Origin of the sequence: Hyphomicrobium sp. (assembly GCF_036262015.1) — a bacterium.
GTDB lineage: Bacteria > Pseudomonadota > Alphaproteobacteria > Rhizobiales > Hyphomicrobiaceae > Hyphomicrobium_C.
In genome coordinates, this window is sequence record NZ_DATAJR010000008.1 from 1022561 (window position 1) to 1040718 (window position 18158).

General features: G+C 57.8%; 17 protein-coding genes. 13 read left to right on the forward strand and 4 right to left on the reverse strand.

Translation table 11 applies throughout. The features are described from left to right. Positions 1-46: 46 nt before the first annotated feature. The 3 genes from VHO05_RS13390 to VHO05_RS13400 all read left to right on the forward strand — a co-directional run bounded on the left by VHO05_RS13390 (position 47) and on the right by VHO05_RS13400 (position 2748). A complete protein-coding gene (locus VHO05_RS13390; protein ID WP_329647079.1) occupies positions 47-1825 on the forward strand; it encodes a putative bifunctional diguanylate cyclase/phosphodiesterase in 1779 nt (592 codons plus the stop codon). A gap of 348 nt (positions 1826-2173) precedes the next feature. Beyond that, the gene (locus tag VHO05_RS13395) at positions 2174-2374 is read left to right on the forward strand and encodes a helix-turn-helix transcriptional regulator (protein ID WP_329647080.1); all 201 of its coding nucleotides are present in this window, start codon (positions 2174-2176) and stop codon (positions 2372-2374) included. After that, positions 2371-2748, forward strand: a complete 378-nt coding sequence (locus tag VHO05_RS13400; RefSeq protein ID WP_329647081.1) for a cupin domain-containing protein — start codon at positions 2371-2373, stop codon at positions 2746-2748. Before VHO05_RS13395 ends, VHO05_RS13400 begins: the two co-directional genes overlap by 4 nt. 136 nt (positions 2749-2884) lie before the next feature. On the opposite strand, the gene VHO05_RS13405 is transcribed toward VHO05_RS13400, so the two are convergent. After that, a complete protein-coding gene (locus tag VHO05_RS13405) occupies positions 2885-3487 on the reverse strand; it encodes an NAD(P)H-dependent oxidoreductase (protein ID WP_329647082.1) in 603 nt (200 codons plus the stop codon). A 262-nt stretch (positions 3488-3749) separates the two neighbouring features. Here VHO05_RS13405 and ssuD point away from each other — a divergent pair, with 262 nt between their 5' ends. The 6 genes from ssuD (at position 3750) to VHO05_RS13435 (ending at position 10528) form a co-directional block, all read left to right on the forward strand. Continuing rightward, complete coding sequence (ssuD, locus tag VHO05_RS13410; protein WP_329647083.1) at positions 3750-4889, forward strand: alkanesulfonate monooxygenase; 1140 nt, start codon at positions 3750-3752, stop codon at positions 4887-4889. Between the two features lie 78 nt (positions 4890-4967). Continuing rightward, positions 4968-6410, forward strand: a complete 1443-nt coding sequence (locus VHO05_RS13415) for a tetratricopeptide repeat protein (RefSeq protein ID WP_329647084.1) — start codon at positions 4968-4970, stop codon at positions 6408-6410. Between the two features lie 53 nt (positions 6411-6463). Then, positions 6464-7804, forward strand: a complete 1341-nt coding sequence (locus VHO05_RS13420; protein ID WP_329647085.1) for an NtaA/DmoA family FMN-dependent monooxygenase — start codon at positions 6464-6466, stop codon at positions 7802-7804. Between the two features lie 38 nt (positions 7805-7842). Then, a complete protein-coding gene (locus VHO05_RS13425; RefSeq protein WP_329647086.1) occupies positions 7843-8913 on the forward strand; it encodes a putative urea ABC transporter substrate-binding protein in 1071 nt (356 codons plus the stop codon). 2 nt (positions 8914-8915) lie between these two features. Then, on the forward strand, positions 8916-9740 hold the full coding sequence (locus VHO05_RS13430; protein ID WP_329647087.1) for an ABC transporter permease: 825 nt from the start codon (positions 8916-8918) through the stop codon (positions 9738-9740). After that, complete coding sequence (locus tag VHO05_RS13435; protein ID WP_329647088.1) at positions 9737-10528, forward strand: ATP-binding cassette domain-containing protein; 792 nt, start codon at positions 9737-9739, stop codon at positions 10526-10528. Before VHO05_RS13430 ends, VHO05_RS13435 begins: the two co-directional genes overlap by 4 nt. A gap of 209 nt (positions 10529-10737) precedes the next feature. Here VHO05_RS13435 and VHO05_RS13440 read toward each other — a convergent pair whose 3' ends face one another. Beyond that, positions 10738-11064, reverse strand: a complete 327-nt coding sequence (locus VHO05_RS13440) for a hypothetical protein (RefSeq protein WP_329647089.1) — start codon at positions 11062-11064, stop codon at positions 10738-10740. 73 nt (positions 11065-11137) lie between these two features. Between VHO05_RS13440 and VHO05_RS13445 the strand changes: the two genes are divergently transcribed. Next, the gene (locus VHO05_RS13445) at positions 11138-11560 is read left to right on the forward strand and encodes a helix-turn-helix domain-containing protein (RefSeq protein ID WP_329647090.1); all 423 of its coding nucleotides are present in this window, start codon (positions 11138-11140) and stop codon (positions 11558-11560) included. Beyond that, the gene (locus VHO05_RS13450; protein WP_329647091.1) at positions 11557-12429 is read left to right on the forward strand and encodes an alpha/beta hydrolase; all 873 of its coding nucleotides are present in this window, start codon (positions 11557-11559) and stop codon (positions 12427-12429) included. Before VHO05_RS13445 ends, VHO05_RS13450 begins: the two co-directional genes overlap by 4 nt. Positions 12430-13001: 572 nt before the next feature. Here VHO05_RS13450 and VHO05_RS13455 read toward each other — a convergent pair. After that, positions 13002-13739, reverse strand: a complete 738-nt coding sequence (locus VHO05_RS13455) for a type 1 glutamine amidotransferase (protein WP_329647092.1) — start codon at positions 13737-13739, stop codon at positions 13002-13004. Continuing rightward, positions 13736-14419 (reverse strand): TetR/AcrR family transcriptional regulator, encoded by a 684-nt coding sequence (locus VHO05_RS13460; RefSeq protein ID WP_329647093.1) that lies wholly within the window; start codon positions 14417-14419, stop codon positions 13736-13738. The genes VHO05_RS13455 and VHO05_RS13460 overlap by 4 nt, the downstream gene beginning before the upstream one ends. Before the next feature lie 881 nt (positions 14420-15300). Between VHO05_RS13460 and ftcD the strand changes: the two genes are divergently transcribed. Continuing rightward, positions 15301-16242, forward strand: coding sequence for a glutamate formimidoyltransferase (gene ftcD, locus VHO05_RS13465; protein WP_329647094.1), 942 nt, complete (start codon positions 15301-15303; stop codon positions 16240-16242). A 190-nt stretch (positions 16243-16432) separates the two neighbouring features. Continuing rightward, positions 16433-17980, forward strand: coding sequence for an APC family permease (locus VHO05_RS13470; RefSeq protein WP_329647095.1), 1548 nt, complete (start codon positions 16433-16435; stop codon positions 17978-17980). Positions 17981-18158 lie beyond the last annotated feature (178 nt).

Below are 18158 nucleotides of genomic sequence, written 5' to 3' on the forward strand. Positions count from 1 at the left end.
GATAGGCCCCGAACTGCATATTTTGTCGCAGGTGGAGGGTTATTCGATGGACCAACTGATTTCGATCAACGCCGCGCAACGGGCCAATACATCGTGCAGTGCACTGAGTGCTGTGTCCGACATCGCGCTCGATCTTGCCAACATCGTATTCAACTCAACGCAAGAGGCCATTGTCGTCACGGACAACCGCGGCACTGTCATCGGCGTCAATCCTGCTTTCACCGCGATCACGGGCTATTCCGCGCTCGAGATCGTGGGGAAGAACATGCGAAGCCTGCAATCCGGTCGGCACCAGAAATCTTTCTATCAAGACATATGGAGCCATGTGACTCGATCCGGGTATTGGCAAGGAGAGATTTGGAACCGACGAAAGCACGGCGACGTCTATCCGGCACTTCTGACCATCAGCAGCGTGAGAAATAGGGTGGGCGAGCCCACCTACTACGTAGGAACCAGCGTCGACCTGAGCCGCATCAAGAAGTCCGAACTCGAACTCGACCACTTCGCGCATCACGACGAACTCACACAGTTGCCCAACCGGCGGTCTCTGCTCTTGCGTCTCAACCAAGCATTGGAGCGCGCCAACAAGGAAAGTGTAACAGGCGCTGTCATCTTCGTAGACCTCGATCGATTCAAGCTAGTCAACGATAGCCTTGGCCATGGCGCCGGAGATGAGCTGCTTACGCTCGCGGCGCAGCGGATCAAGGAAGCTCTTCGAGCGAATGACTTTATGGCGCGCTTCGGCGGAGACGAGTTCATCGTCCTCTTGGAGCAAGCGACGCGAAACGCGGCAGAGAAGGTCGCGGCCAGCTTGATCAAGCGGCTCAGCAAGCCGTTCGTTCTTTCATCGGGACACGAAGTCTGTATCGGCGCGAGCGTTGGCATGAGCTTCTTCCCGGGAGACAGCAACAATCCAGAAACATTGCTCCAGCAGGCCGATACGGCGCTGTACCAAGCAAAAACGGCCGGCAAGTCGACGCACCGCTCATACTCCCCGGACCTCACCGCGGGGGCGAGCGTCCGCCTTACTCTTGAGATACAGCTCCGTCGCGCCCTTGATCGCAATGAACTCGCCCTGCACTACCAACCGCTCGTTTCGCTGGCGGACAAACAAATTTTTGGATTTGAAGCTCTGCTTCGCTGGGACGATCCTGCGCGCGGTCTTGTTCCACCGGCCGATTTTCTGCCGGTTGCGGAGGAGACTGGTCTGATGGTGCCTATCGGAGGCTGGGTCCTCCAATCGGCTTGCGCCCAAATGAGGCGGATCATCGATCAGGGGGGCAGCGTGACTTCCATGGCGGTGAACATTTCAGCACGTCAAATTCGGCATCCGGAGTTCGCCGCGTCCGTCGTAACAGCGCTTCACAAGGCGAGCCTTGCGCCTCAGTATCTCGAATTGGAGATCACCGAAGGTGCGCTCGTAAGCAACGACGACGCGACGATTGCAACCCTGAGCTTCTTGAGATCCATCGGCGTGCGAATTGCCATTGACGATTTCGGCACTGGTTACTCATCACTCTCGTATCTCAAGAAGCTGCCATTCGATACGCTCAAGATCGATAGGAGCTTCGTAACTGACATCGGTTCGGACGCTGTCTCGAAAGCCATTGTGACAGCGGTCATTTCATTGGCTCAGTGTCTTGGTCGCGAGGTGCTCGCCGAAGGCATAGAGAGTGAGCAGCAACGGGAACTTCTTCTCGCTAGCGGATGCACCTTGGGACAAGGCTATCTGTTCTCGCCACCCGTTTCCGAGAATGCACTACTAGGCCTTAGCGGGCTGAAAAGGCGCGATCGCCTAACCCCCACCATCTGCGCACGCGACTAGGCTTGCGCTACATCGGTTCGATGTCCGCAAACTCGGCAACGCAGAACTCGGTCTCCGCGTAGTATCCGCAGCAGGAAGTCGGACGGCAGACTGCACGTCCGACCGTCGTCACTTGCACACCTAGGCAGCAGCAAGCGAGCGAACCGCGCCGATAAGGTGCTTCTTAGTCTCCTGGAGAAAATCGCTATTTCGGCACACGCGACCAACGCTTCAACCGGCTCTTAAAGTGACCCTGCTGTATTTCTGCATTTGATATGAAAATGATGTGGGAGTGATTATCCCCGAATTGGATTGTCGTTGCCTCGAAGAATGTATAATTGGCGCGGCGAATGGTCGGGGAGAAACGCAATGGTATCGGAGGCGCGGGCGAACATGGTGCAAATGGGCGCTAAGCTTCGTCAGTTTCGCCTCGCGAAACGCCTGACCCTGAAAGAGGTGGCAAGCCGGGTCGACTGTTCCGAAAGCATGCTCTCGAAAGTCGAAAACGATCGCATTACACCATCGATTGGTTTGCTGCATGGCTGGTGGCAATTCTCGGAACGAATATGACGTCACTGTTCGATCCTAGTGCCGCTCGGGTGGTGATGCGTCAGGGGACGCGCCCATCGATCGCTCAAAATGCCGGTGCGGATGGGGGCGACGTGTCCCTGGAGCTGCTGACCCCGTCGCCGGGTCCGGTGTTGTTCCAGGCCAACATTCATACGGTGCCTCCGCGCTGTGGGAGTGACGGCCGGATTGTTCATAAGGGCGAGGATTTTGGATACGTGCTGGAGGGCACGCTTGAGCTTTCAGTGGGGGATGAGACCTACGCACTGAATGCTGGCGATACCTTCTATTTTCCATCAGAGCTCTCGCATGGCTATCGGAACACCGGCGACACGATGTTGCGTGTGCTTTGGTTCAACACGCCGGCTACGTTCTGATCAGCGCAACGACGATTGCCGGATCGCGCACCTTCTCCACCTGCCCGATTGGAGCCGGGGTGCCCGCAATCGGGCGCGAGTACAGATTGGTGAGTGGCCGTCGTCGAATATCGAGCGTACGGCCATGTCTCGGCGATTAGCTCGCAACAGCGGCCACGTTTGCGAGATCATATTGGTCCCGCTGACGAAGAATGAGTGCCGCCTCGTCCGCGACTTTCGCGATTCTCTGAGCAACCGACTCGACGATGTAGGCGCCGTCGACGATGTCGCTATCAACCGCATAGACCGTTGTCGGGAGCGTATGCGCGGCGAAGAAGCTGAACAGAGGCCGGAAGTTGTGCTCCAGTGCCAGAGAGTGGCGTTCTGAACCGCCCGTAGCTGCCAATATGACATGCTTTGCTACCAAGGCGTCCGGCGCGAACAGATCGAAGAAGTGCTTGAATGCGCCCGTGTAGGAGGCCTTGAATATGGGTGATGCAGTGACGAGAAGATCAGCGTCTTCGACGGCGTCGAATGCGGCCCGCACATCCTGATCGGCGTCGCTAGGACTGGCCAGCACCGCGATCTGTTTCCACAGTGTCGACAGGTCAACGACTGTTGTCTCGGATTTCACGCGATCGCCGATGGCATCCGCGATGGCGAGCGCCAAGGTGCGCGTGCGTGACGGATTGCGTTGGCCAGCGGATACCACGGCGATTTTGAATGAACCGCTAGGGCGGCGGGATGTATTTCTGCTCATGGGAAGCCTTGGCTGACAGGACAAATGTTGCGCATCCGTGATGCAGGATGACGAGCGCTCTGCCGAGGTGGCTACCCCACTTGGGAGCTGAGGAGCAAATACGAAAACTTCATTTGCTTGTTTGCAAACATGCAAAGTCAAGCCGTTTGAGTACGCATCAAGCGGCTTGATTTGCATATCAGAAAATCATCGTTGTTTTGATTTTCGTGCTCGTTAGAAATCTCGGCCGAAGCGCGAGTGAGCTGAGGCTGCTGGATCGACGATGCAAAGATCAAATTCTAAATCACCGCCAAGTGAACTTGGAGTCTTTTGGTTTTTGCCAACGAATAGAGACGGCCGCTCGCTCAGCATTGATGTAGGTGGGCGTGAACCAGATTCTTCCTATTTGAAACAGGTTGCTCTTGCGGCGGATTCTCTTGGCTATGAAGGCGTTCTCGTTCCAACCGGCAACAGTTGCGAAGATCCCTGGATCGTTTCGGCAGTTGCTGCCTCAGTCACTGAACGGCTGAAATTCCTCATAGCCGTGCGTCCCGGAACGGTTTCTCCAACCGTAGCAGCGCGCATGGCGGCGACATTGGATCGTGCGACGCGGGGGCGCGTTCTCGTGAACGTCGTCACTGGGGCCGACCCTGTCGAAAACGCTGCTGATGGTCTCTTTCTCGATCATGCCGAACGTTACCGGCAGCTCGACGAGTGGGTGAATGTATTCAACAAGCTCCTTGACGGAGAGCGCGTCAGCCATGCTGGCGAGTTCGTGCGTATCGAGCAGGCCCAGCTCTCGTTTCCGCCTCAGGTAAGACCGCAAACGTACTTCGGCGGTTCTTCGCAGACTTCTTATGAGCTCGGCGCACATCTCTTCGACACATTCCTGACCTGGGGCGAGCCGCCCGAGCAAGTCGCTCAGAAAATCAAGACGGTGAGAGCTCTCGCAGAGGCTGCCGACAGGCATGTTTCCTTCGGATTGCGCATTCATGTCGTGGTTCGTCGAACCGCCCACGAGGCGTGGGCCGCCGCCAACCGATTGATAGAAGATCTCTCCGATGAGGAACTAGCTGCGGCGCAGCAGACAATCTCGCGCTCACAATCTATCGGACAACGCCACATGGTTGCTCTGCATGGCGGTCGCCGGGACAATCTTGAGATCAGTCCCAATCTCTGGGCCGGCATTGGATTGGCGCGGGGCGGGAACGGCACCGCGCTGGTCGGAGATCCGCAAACGGTTGCTGCGCGTCTGCGCGAATACCAATCGCTCGGAATTTCGACATTCATTCTCTCCGGCTACCCGCATCTGGAAGAGGCGCATCGTGTCGCCGAGCTGCTCTTTCCGGAACTCGGGATCAACGCTCAGGAATCTGTGCAGGCCAAGGGGACGCGGAAGTATGGGGAAGCGATCGTTGACTAGGAAATCAAGAACGCGCTGTCGCCGCAATCAGCACTCGTCGCGAAACTTTCGACCATCCTACTGAAAGTGAGAAAGCCAATGCAGGTGGACTTGCAAGGCCTGCCGCTAACCGGTGCGGACGCTGAATCGGCCAGGCTCTATCGCCAGGGCATAGACGAGTTGGTGCTGTTCAAGAACTCCGTGTTTGACACGCTCGATCAAGCGATCTCGGCCAGTCCGAATTTTCCGATGGCTTCGTTCGCCAAGGCCTACTTGCACCTGTTCATGACTGAGCCTGCTTCGACGGCCGTGGCTGCTAGCACGATCACGGAATTGAAGAAGCATGCTCACGTATCGTCCTGGTCGGACCGTGAGCGAGCGCACGCTGAGGCGATCGATGCCTGGATTGCCGGGGACATGCGTCGTGCGGCCCGCGTTCTCGACCGGCTGGGACTGGATGAGCCGCGCGATATTCTCGGCCTTCGCATCGGGCACGAACTCGACTTCTTCTCAGGCAATACGCGAAATCTGAAAGACCGTGTCGCACGTCAGCTGGGGCAGTGGCATCGCAGCGATGCCCAATACGGTGTCGTTCAGGGCTGCTACGCGTTCGGCCTTGAGGAAAACGGCGAGTATGAGCGGGCGGAAGACCACGGCCGGCTCGCGCTCGAATATCGGCCCGACGACGTGTGGGCAATTCACGCCGTGACGCATTCTCTCGAAATGCGCGGTGCGATTGGCGCCGGGCTTTCTTTTCTAGGATCGCGGAATGACAGCTGGGCGTCGGGCAACCTCTTCAGTGCGCACAACTGGTGGCACAAGGGACTGTTTCATCTGGATCTTGGCGAATACGACCGCGCGCTGCAGGTCTACGACCAGGCACTCTTTCATGACAACAGTCCGAAAATTGCGCTGGTTCTTCTCGACGCGTCTGCCCTGCTGTGGCGGATCCATTTGGAAGGCGTGAACGTCCGCTCGCGTTTCGAAGAGCTTTCAACCTCGTGGGAGACCGTTCTTCCGGATGTGTCTCACTATGTCTTTAATGACGTCCATGCAGTGATGGCGCACGTGGGCGCGGGGAAGCTGGACGAGGCGCGCCGGGTCGTCGCCAATCTCGAAGCTTTCGTCTCATCGGATGGGAAGGAAACGAACAACCGGGCCAACGGCCGACGCGTCGGCATCCCGCTGGCGAGAGCGTTTCTTGCCTTCGGCGAACAGCGCTATCGCGACGCCGCCGAGGAGATTCTGAACGCGCGCGGTCATGCGGTGGAGTTCGGCGGCTCGGCGGCGCAGCGCGACGTTCTCGATCGTACGCTTCTCGAAGCGGCCATCCGCTCCGGTTGGACAAATCTCGCAACCTCGCTCGCCTCGGAGCGCATCACGGCGCGTCCTGAAAACCCTTACGGCTGGATCAAGTCGGCTGTGGCGTTGGAACAAGCCCGGAAGACGATCGCTGCTGCAAACGCGCGGGAAACAAGCGAGCGACTGAAAACGCGAGTGCACAGCGCGGCTTCCAGCACCGCCGAGCTTTCATTCGCCTGAGCATGCCGCGACCAATCCGTTGGGCGCAAATTTCACTTCATGGGGTCTACACAGTGTCAAAGACGACGTCGAATTCAGGAACGAAGAAGAAGTTTCATCTGGGGTGGTTCACCAACTTTACCGCCGACGAATGGAACGGCCCATTCTCCAACGGCGGTAACAGCTGGGACGGAAGTTTCCACATCGACATGGCGCGCGCGCTCGACCGAGCCGGTTTCGATTTTATCATGCTTGAGGACAAGCTGGCCATTCCGGAAGCCTATGGTGACAGCTTCGAAAGCTACCTGAAGCTTGGCCTCGGCATGGCGCCGAAGCATGATCCGGTGCCCTTGGCGACCTTGATGGCAGCACACACCAAGGGGCTCGGCGTCGTCGCGACGATGTCGACGCTTGGATATCCGCCCTTCCTGCTTGCCCGTCTCGCTTCCACCGTCGACCATCTCACCAACGGAAGGTTTGCCTGGAACATCGTGACCAGCGCGGAAAACGCCGCCGCGCAGAACTTTGGTCTGGACGAGCTGCCGCCGCGGGAAAAGCGCTACGAGGTAGCCCATGAGTATATGGATCTCTTCTACCAGCTGATCGATTCCTGGGAAGAAGGCGCCCTCGTAAGGGATCGTGAAACCGGGACCTATGTCGATCACACAAAGGTCCGCAAGATCGATTTCCAGGGCAAGTATTTCAAGTGCCGCGGGCCGCTGAATACGCTTCGCTCTCCGCAGGGGCGTCCCACGCTCTTGCAGGCGGGTGGCTCGCCGACGGGCCGCGATTTTGCGGCCAAGCATGCCGACGCAATCATCGCTGTCGAGAACGGCATCGAAGGCATGAAAGCCTACCGTGAGGACGTACGCGCGCGCGCAGTGAAGCACGGGCGGAATCCGGACGATATTAAAGTCCTGTTTTTGGTCACGCCCGTTCTTGGCGAGACGGACGAGGAGGCGAGGGCACAATATGAGCGTACCGCGCATGACGCCACGTTCATCGAACAGAACCTGGCGCTGATCTCGGCCATCACCGACATCAATTTCAAAGCGTTCGATCTCGACAAGCCCCTACCGGAAAAGCTTGTCACGAACGGCGAGCAGGGGTCGCTCGACAAATTCCAGCAGTGGGGAAGAAACAAGACGCTCCGGCAACTCGTCATCGAAGCTTCGGGTGGCATCTGTGCGTCAATCGAGCTTGTCGGAACGCCGGACACTGTCGCTGACCAAATGGAGGCCGCGATGGAAGAGGTCGGCGGCGACGGCTTCCTTATCACCACGCCTGCGCTTTCGACCAATCGCCGACATGTGATTTCGGTGACCGATGGGCTCGTGCCCGCGCTGCAACGGCGCGGACTGGTGCGAACCGAATATACGCACAAAACGCTGAGAGAGAACCTCCTGGCGTTCTGATCTTGATTGAAGATGTTCTTTGAAAATCGGAGTGGAAGATGAGGAACGTGCGACTAGTTGCGATGCTGATCGCATCATTTGCGACAGTGTTTACATCGACAGGCGGAGCGTGGGCGGCAGACAAGCCGACCTTCCGCTTCGGGTGGATCGTGTTCACGCCGTGGGTTCCGTGGAGCTATGCTCAGCAGAGCGGCATCCTGAAAAAGTGGGCTGATAAATACAACGTCAATATTGAGCTGGTGCAACTCAACGACTATGTCGAATCCGTAAACCAGTATTCCGCTGGCGGCCTTGATGGCGTGTTGGCAAGCATTGCCGATGTCTACTCTATTCCCGTAGCCAACGGCGTCGATACGACGATCTTCCCCATCGACTATTCGAACGGGGCGGACGCCATCGTGCTGAAGGGGAAGGATAAGCTCGTCGACATTAAGGGGCAGACTACCCATCTCGTCGAGTATTCGGTCTCCCACTACCTTTTGGACCGCGCTCTCGAGACGGCGAATATTCCGCTCGATAGCATCAAGCGGACCAATATTGGAGACGCGGACTTCGTCGCCGCGTACAAGGCGCCTGAGCTTTCAGCTCTGGTAGCCTGGCAGCCGCAGATTGATCAGCTCAAGCAGAGCGGCGATGCGCACATCGTGTTCGACAGCTCGAATATCCCGGGCGAGATTTTCGAGTCGATCATCGTCCGCACCAGTAAACTCCAGGAGAACCCGAACTACGCCAAAGCGCTTCTAGGTGCGTGGTACGAAGTGGCTTCGATCATCAACAACAAGTCTGATCCCAAGCGGCCTGAAGTGATCAAGGCGCTTGCGGAAACCTCGGCGACGGATCCGGTGACTTACGAACAGCAGCTTACGTCCGTCGGGCTGTTCTCGAACGGCGCAGATGCCCTGGCCTTCGCCGATCGTGCGCAGACGAAAGACACTCTGGTTCGTGTTCGCGATTTCGCGCATCGCTACCAGCTACTTGGAAAAGAAGTCAAGGACGCGGACTCGATCGGAATTCAGCTCCCGACCGGAGAGGTCGTGGGTAAGAAGGACAACGTGCTGCTGCGCTTCGATCGCGACCTCATCGTGCAAGCGGCGGCCGGAAAGCTGTGAGCATGGCGCAGCTCATCAACGCAAGGCCGTCCCGTAGAGCCGCTCTGGCTCTCGGGGCGGCCCCGTTCGTCATAATTGCAATTGCCTATGCCAACGCGTCTGCGTCGCGCCTTGCCGCGAACGCGCGCGACAATCTGCTACCGTCCGTATTTGCCATGTACGAGGGTGTGAAGCGGATCGGCGGCGCGATCGATCCCCACTCGGGGCTTTGTGTCTTTCTCGCGGATACTTTGTCGAGCCTGGAGCGCCTCACGATTGGGCTCGGACTGGCTGCCTTGATCGGATTGACCGTCGGTATCGCTCTCGGTCTGTTTCCGCTCGTCCGCGCAACGTTCTCGCCGTTCGTTGCGGTCGTCTCGATCATTCCGCCATTCGCACTCCTTCCCATCATTCTGATCTCTATGGGGCTGGGTGAGGCATCCAAGATCTTCCTGATCGTCATTGGCATTGCGCCATTCATCGCGCGCGACATCGCGACACGAACTCAGGAAATTCCGGTGGAGGTTTTGATCAAGGCGCAGACGCTTGGCGCCTCCACTTATCTCATTGTGAAGACCATCGTGCTGCCGCAGATGCTGCCGCGCCTTCTGGAAAGTGTCCGAGTGGGTCTTGGGTCGGCCTGGCTGTTCTTGTTGGCGGGAGAAGCCATCGCGTCGCAGAGCGGTCTTGGCTATCGCATTTTTCTGGTGCGCCGCTACATGGCGATGGATGTGATCATCCCCTACGTCCTTTGGATTACGCTTCTGGCGTTTACACTCGATTACGTACTCAAGCGCGGCGCCGAATACATGGGGCCCTGGATTTATGCGAACAGGGCCAACCCATGAGCGCGATCGATGTGCAGAGCCTCGGAGTCGAGGTTGGCAATCAGTGGATCCTCAGAGGGATCAATCTCACCGTTGAGCGGGGGAGTTTCTGTGCAATCACGGGACCGTCGGGAAGCGGCAAGTCGACGTTCTTGCGGCTTCTCCTCGGTCAGCTTCGGCCCGCCGAAGGACGCGTTCTCCTCGAGGGTGCGCCGATGCCGGACCATCCCACGCCGGATCGCGGCGTTGTCTTCCAGAACTATTCTGTTTTCGCACATAGGACGGCTTTGGATAACATCCTGCTGGGTTTGAAATTCAAGCACGCGCCGCGTACGGGTTGGGTGTTCGGGGACGCTCTTAGAGGTCTCCGTGATAGAGCCATGCGAGCGCTCGCGGATGTCGGCCTTGAGAAAGCGGCACAGAAGTATCCGCACGAACTTTCAGGTGGAATGTGCCAACGTCTCGCGATTGCGCAGGCGATGATTGCCCGGCCAAAATTGCTTCTTCTCGATGAGCCGTTCGGTGCACTGGACCCGACCAATCGAACGCAACTGCAACTGCTGGTGCGTGATCTGTGGCGTAACACCGGAGCGACCATCGTCATGGTGACACACGATGAGGCGGAAGCGCAGACGCTGGCAACAAAGCTGCTGCGATTCGAGCCGTGTCGCGAAAGCGGGCACACGCGCATTCGAATTCAAACGCCTCCGTCCGTTTCGATCGGAACGCCTGCGATGCGGGCTCTTGACCGAGGAACAATTGCCCCCAAGCGCCGCAAGCAAAAACGAAAAGCGCGAAACCGCCGCTAAGCTCCCGCTCAAGGGCACATCATTGGACATCAGACAAGAGGTCGAAGATGTAGCGCTCGTCAGTCTGGTTACAGGCTGTTGCCTGTGAGTGGACTTTTAGGAAAAATTCTCCAGGAAACATTCCTGATGAGCTGCGTTCGGGTCAGGAGCTGATTTTCTTCGCCTCGTTCGATTTACTCCGCTTCTTTCCCGATGGGCTGCGAAACTCATCACTCGACGTATCGCTTTGCTAGACGAGCTTCGGCACGCAAAGCTTCGGCGCGATCCGCCTTCTCCAGACGCTCCAACTCAGCAGCTGCGCGCTCGCGCTCATGGACCTCCTCCATGATCACAAGACGCACTTGAGGACTGCTCAGTACTAGCGGTTCAACTTTTACCGATGAATTCACTGCGTCGATGGGTGGCGCTTCAGCGTTGTCGATCGCGGTGACAAGCGTTCGAATGACCTCCACCTCGACGGAGCGGCCGTCCTTCATGGCAGCGCGCATATCGCCACGCAGCTTAGCTTTCATTTCTCTTCCAGCGTCGACCGCCATCTTCCCAATTGATCCTTATTGCTGCCAATAATCTTATAATGTATCCAATTTATGGATCAATTGGGAATATATGATGTCGGATAGTCTAGTCACCGTTGAGCAGGCGGCCGAGCTTCTGAACCTGCACCCCAAGACTGTCCTTCGCTACATCCGCGACGGGCGGCTACCGGCAACGCGGATCGGAAAGTCCTATCGCATCGCTCGCGCCAACCTGGACGCCTTTGCCGGCGTCGCGAATGGCAGATCCGAAACAGCAGGAGATGTGCGGACGACGTGCATCGTCGATATCCCCGAGGTCTCAGTGGATCGGGCAGAGCGAATGGCAACGTTTCTCCATGCCGCTGCAATGACCGGCAATGCCGACACGCCGCCGCTGCATCTCGAAGCGGCATTCGATCCGCTCACCAAAGCCATGAAAGTGGTGGTGATCGGCATTCCGTCCGACGTGGCCAAGCTGCTGGAGATGCTGGAGGTGCAATTGAGGGCCCGGCCATGAGCAACCTCGTCTATAAGAGCGCCGAAGCGGCGAGAGGAATCGAGGCGCAATACAGAAGGGTTCTGGAGCAATGGCCGGTTCCAAAAGCCGAGCTACAAGTGCCAACACGTCAGGGCGCGACATTCGTCCTGGTCTGCGGACCCGAAGGCGCGCCACCGGTTGTGCTGCTCCATGGCGCTCAGGCGAACTCGGCGTCCTGGATGCTCGATGTTGCGCTGTGGTCAACGAAGTTCAGGCTGTTCGCGGTTGATGTGATCGGTGAGGCTGGCTTGAGCGCACAAGTGAGACCCGAACTCGGCGGGGATGCGCATGCCCTTTGGCTCGATAATGTTTTTGCTGCGCTGGGACTGTCTCGTGCCGCCATCGTCGGCACGTCGCTGGGAGGATGGCTCGCACTTGACTACGCCAGCAGAAGGCCAGCAGCCATTCGAGCGCTTGCGTTGATCTGCCCGGCCGGTATCGGCCGACAGAAGAACTTCCTCCTGAAAGCGGCGCCACTGCTTTTGCTGGGCCCGTGGGGTAGGCGCAAAATGCGGGAGCTGGTATTCGGTCCCGCTCCGAGGACACTGCCGGAAGAGGTGCGGCCGCTCGCCGACCTCATGGAAGGCGTAGGGCGAGCAATTAAGCCGCGCGTGGTCAAAATTCCGCAGCTGACGGACACCCAACTCCGCAGACTTGACATGCCGATTCTAACGATAATCGGCGGGCGGGACGTTCTGCTGGACTCACGGAACACGACGGAAAGATTGCAGCGGGTCGCTCCGCAAGCGGAGATATGCTTCATCGAAGAGGGCTACCACTTCCTTCCGGGCCAGGCATCGCGCGTCATGGATTTCCTTGAGCGACATATTTCGTCGTGCCGAGATTGATGTCCGTTCCGGGGCTTGAGCCGCCGTCGGTGATCCGGAGGGATGTGATCGATCGCTACCAATATGCGGACATGATCGGAACAACTTCACCTCCACCGACTATCACACGCTGCGGCGCTAGAGTGGGCTGCCAAGTTCGCTGCCGCTTGCCGATGCGCACAGGAGGTTAGGGAGATCATGTTCGACCCACTCGTCTGATGGCAGAGCCAGTGATGCTGACTGAGATACTGTGAGGGGTGTCGGGCGAGAGCAGGGGGGCTCCAAAGCCACCATCTGACGATGGTGATCGTATGCGGACAACGTTCTGCAGTGACAATGCAACAGACGCGACTTTCGCTTGGGATCATTGCGCGGCCGCAAGCGGACGGTCCGCAGCGTCCGCTCATCATCCATCATGGGTTTTTTATCCATCATGGGTTTTTTCCAGGGTCATGCCGTGGAAAATGGTGTTGTCCGAAGCTCGAAAATGAGCCGCAACCTGCCCCAAGCGGACACCGACAGTTGGGGCGAACAGCAAGCCCCTGTGCCGCGCGCCAAGCGAGGCACTGGCGGAGGCGCTACTCGCCGGGTCTTCAATGTACTCCTGGCGCACGGGAAAATAGATCAAGCCAACGTCCAAGTACGGTTGCGCACTGCTGTTCGAACGGAGGCAAGTTCAAGCGGCTTTCATCGACAAGCTTCTGGGCATCGATGCCATTCGCGGCGAGATATTCGCGATTGTTCTGGCACATCCCTGCCAGAAGGGGGCTATCGACTTCGGCGTGATATTGAAAGCCGTATGCAGCCGTTCCGTACCGGAACAACTGGTATTCCGTCATCTCGGACGAGGCTAGAATCGTGCTGCCCGGGACATCACGTATGACGTCGCCGTGGAAGTGATAGGAGAGGAGCGTTCGCGGATGGTCCCTCATCAACGCGTCGCTTGACGTCTCGTCGCTGAGCATGAGATCGTACCAACCGATCTCTTTTTGCTTGCCCGCAACAACCTCACCACCCAAGGCAACTGCCAGAATTTGGGCGCCGAGGCAAAAGCCTGCGATAGGCTTGTCGGCCTCCACGAAGGCTCTGCAGAGGTCCATCTCTCCCTGTAAGAAAGGGTACTTCTGAGTCTCGTAGGCGCTCTGAGGGCCGCCGAGAATGACCAACGCACTGAAACGATCAGCATCAAGATCCGAATATTGCGCAGTAGACCCTTGCGCAACGTACTGATCTAGACCGCGGGTGGCCATCAGCGTCGCGAGCAGGCCGGCGCCCTCTTTGGGGTCGTTTTGGAGTATCAAGACAGGCTTCATTGATTGCTTCCAGTTCATGCGAATTTGCGATCGATCCCTTCGGCGCGCGCTGAGGCTCGTCCTCGCACGGCTCGGTAGCCGAGCTGTAGCCATAGCGCGCGCTTGAACTCTTCGACGGTTTTCGGCATGTCAAAATCCCTCAATATCAGCGAGCGCGCCAATACGCCGTCGAGGAATGCGGAGACCATGGTGGCGATTACGGACGGATCGACCTGGCGAAATATCCCGCCTCTTATGCCGTCGCGGATGATTTCCTGGAGAATCTTGTTCTCGTGACTATAAAAGCGCCGGATTGAACTTCTTGCGTCCGCAAATTCCGGTCCGCTGCAGTCCAGGCTGATCTTGATGACGTTGCGCAGCCGCTTGTGCAGCGCGACGTGCACGTCGATCCACGCTGTGATCGCCGACACGGCATTCTCGTGTTTCTCATTGTGGCAATGAACGGCAAAGAACTGAAAGGCCTCGTCTATTGCGCTGTCGATGGCAGCGTTGAACAAGGCCAGCTTGTCCTTGTAATGGTAGTAGATCATGGCGCTGTTTACGTTCGCAGCGTTGCCAATGTCCTTGATGGTCACCGAAGCAAAGTGGCGCTCGGCGAACAGATCCAGCGCAATGCGCGCGAGTTCGTCCGCATCTGGACCCGCAGTCTTTGCGGCCCTGCGCCCGAGTTTCGGTTCTTCCTTCTTTTTGAGTGCCATCGTCTTCGACCTTGCTGAATTCATAGCCTAATTAATTAGTGCCGGCGCTGGCGGCAAGCGCGAAGTCGTGCCTCCCACCCGGAATACACACTCCGCGTCAAAAAAAAGGGTTTGTGATCGACGCGTCCGGTGTGCCAGCTGCCAGAGTGTAGCCGTGCAGCAGTCTGATCGTAACATGCGCAGTATGCATGGCTGCTCTTCGACAGCGTTTGACGAGACCTGAGGGGCGTGCGGACCCGACGCGACGTTGGCTTTTGGTGCGAACAGCGCCCGATTTCCACAGAGCGTGGGACTGCGGCTTACCGCTTTGCACAAAACGAGTGATACGGCGGAATTACGAGTAGCGCAGTCTTGCGGCACTCAGCCATCGCAAACGTTCGCTATCGCAGTCTGCGTCTACTCGATGCTTCTAACAGGCGAAGCGCTTAGGGGATGCATGCGTACAGGCGCCCCATGAAATTTAATTGATTGCATAATGAAATATGCGCGTTGGCTCATTGCGAATTGCTGTCTCCGCGTGCGACGGACATTTGGCAATGGCATGCGAAGGCCGCTCCACTACCGAGAACGCGAATCCGGCTGAGTGCGTAGATCTGCGCCGGCAAGCGAAGACATTTCCGCGACAACAACACATCGAGAGATGATCTCGTGTTCCGCGTCGCACAAGCCTTCTGGCGCAAGTGCGAGATAATTAATTGCTTGATTAATTCATTTTTGAAGATAGCGTGAGGGTGCGACAGTAAGCGGCGTTGTCCAGTGGGCAGATCCACCGGTGCGCGCTTCGGTCCATCAAAAAGGGGGACATCGACGCAAGGTGTCGACCACCACAGGGAATTCCGGACGGCCCCGCAAAACCGGGATTCAACCTCAGGAGGAAGTCTATGGCGAAGTATATTCTATCGGATCCGAATTTCAGCGACGGGACTCGCAAGGAGGTTATCGATCAGATCGTCGCTCCGTTCCGCGACAAGAAAGGGGTGAAGCTCATCGGCTACGAGCCGGATCCCGACTTCGATCGCCTGCCGGTCGAGGTGCTTGGGCGGCCGGAGGCCATGAGGGAGGCGATCCTCGCTTCGGCAGCGAAGGCGTACGAACTCATCGATATGGAGAAGCAGCACGGACGCCATCCTCGCATTGGTGCGGTCGACACGATTGAGATCTATCCGGCCAAGGATATCACGATTGAGGAATGCGTTGAGTTCGCCGAGGAGCTGGGCAAGGAGCTGTTCAAGCGCCACGGCGTGCCCATCTTCTTCACCGGCAAGAACGCTCGCCGGCCTGATCGTGAGGGCCTCACGGCTATCAGAAAAGGAAACTACGAGGGCCTACGAGATGTGATTGGCAAGGATCCGGATCGCGCCCCGGATCTCGGACCGGCAAAGATGCATCCGACTGCCGGCGCGACCATCGTCGGTGCTCTCGATGAGCATGACGCCTACTTCAACGTCGTTCTCGACACCACCGATCTTGCCATTGCGAAGAAGCTCGCAAGCTATGTGCGTGGCAAGTCCGGCGGCTTCACGAACATTCAGGGCGTCATCGGTCTCCCGAATACGCATCGTCGTACTGGCAAGGCGGTGACAATCGTCTCCATTGAGGTCAGCAACCCGCTCAAGACCCCACTACACCGCATCTACAATCTCCTTAAGGCAGAGGCCGCGCGCTACGGCGTGAACGTTCTGGCCGGACAGGTGTGCGGCACCATCGCGGCGGAGGTCCTCGTGCAGACGGCTGAATGGTACCTGCAGCTCGAGGGTATCAACGGTCCCTGGGACTACAAGAGCCAGATTCTAGAAAACCACCTGCTTGAGCTCGAGGGCTAGAGCCGTCGCGTCCAAGACAATCATCAACAAACTGGGAGGCAATCAAGGCCGGCTTCGACAAGAACATTTCCGCTCAACGAGAATGCGAAGCCGGTTTTTGATTCCATTACGGTACCTGGGAGGACCGACAATGGAGTACGGGATAGCGCAAGGCGGTGACCGAGTTCACAGTCCCGCGGACACGCACACGATGAGACGCGACGTGAACTGGTGGCAGGTCGTGTTCATTGCCGCGGGATCTCCGGCACTGGTCATGTTCAGTCTCGGCGGAATATCCGCTGTGACCGGTACGATCTCACCTTTGGTCTGGTTGATTTCTGTTCTCATCGGATTCGTGGCAATTTTCACTTATGCCGAAATGGCGGGCATGCACCCGAACAAGTCGGGAGGCACGGCCGTCTACGGTGCAACCGCATGGATTCGACACAGTGCCATCATCGCTCCGATGTCGGTGTGGTCGAACTGGCTCGCCTGGAGCCCGATCCTCGCAATTGGCTCAGGTTTGGGATCGGGCTACCTTCTATCAATATTCCTTCCTCCAGACCACGCTCTCATTACGTGGAAGCTGACGCTCTTTGATCTCGGCTTTCTCAAAGAAGGGCTCTCGATCCGTATCAATGCGCAATTCGTCATCGGGACGATCCTGATGGTGGCGGTATGGAGCATTCAGCACACAGGCATCGCAAAGACTGCCCGCGTTCAGATCATTCTCACGCTCGGCGGTATCATTCCGCTGCTCTTCGTGACGATTATCCCGCTCTTCACGGGGAGCGTCACGATGAACAATTTCGTGCCATTCGTTCCGCTCAATGGCGAATGGAATCTCGAAGGCTGGCGACTGCTAATTGGAGGTCTCTTCCTCGCCGCCTGGTCGGCGTACGCAGCGGAGAATGCTGTCTGTTACATGAGCGAGATGAAGGATCCTGCACGTGATGGTGCGCGATCAATTATCTGGTCGGGCGTGCTCTGCGTCGTCCTGTATGCACTCGTGCCGTTCGTTTTCCAGGGTGTTCTGGGAACCGAGTACATGTTGTCTCCCGGGATCGTGACCGGCGAAGGCGTGGGCGCTGCACTTGCCAGCATGGTTGGCGCCAGCGACTTCGTGGCGAAGCTGCTCGTAGTCATGCTGACTTTCACCCTGTTCCTTGGGATCATGACCGCCATGGCCGGATCCTCACGGACGCTCTACCAGGGCGGTCACGACGGCTGGATGCCAAAATTCCTGGATCAGCTCAACGAGAACGGCGTACCGACGCGCGCCATGTGGACGGACTTGGCTTTCAACGCGATCTTGCTGCTGATGTCCGACTACCTGTTCGTACTCGCCGTTTCAGCCGTCAATTACGTGCTGTTCCACTACCTGAACCTCAATGCCGGCTGGATCCACCGCCTCGACAATCCAGACGCGAAGCGCCCATACCGCACGCCGAAGCTGCTCATGGCTGCGGGCATCGTTCTTGCCTACGTGAACGCCTTCCTCATCGGTGCAGGTGCCAATATCTGGGGCAACCACATCCTGTTCCTGGGATTGGCCGCCGCGTTCATCTCTACACCGCTGTTCTGGTACCGGCACTACGTCGTGGACAAGGGCAAGTTCCCGCCTCACATGCTGGCCGACCTCGTGCCGGAGGGGAAGACGGAGTTGCCCCCGACCAGGGCTGGAGTACTTCCCTATCTTGCGCTCGCCGGCGGCATTGCCTCGATGGCAGCGGGTCACTTCATCTTCTGGGCGACGTAGCCGGATAGGGTGCGGCTTCGATCAATCACTGCGCGAACGGCTCCCCTGTACGTTCGGTGAGATCGAAGCCGCCCCACCCCACCTCACGTCAATATCAATACAAAATTTGGCTGCTCGCCTCTGGCGAACAACCAGGTGACAAATTCGGCTCAAAGCTGAATGGCAACGTTAGAGGGAT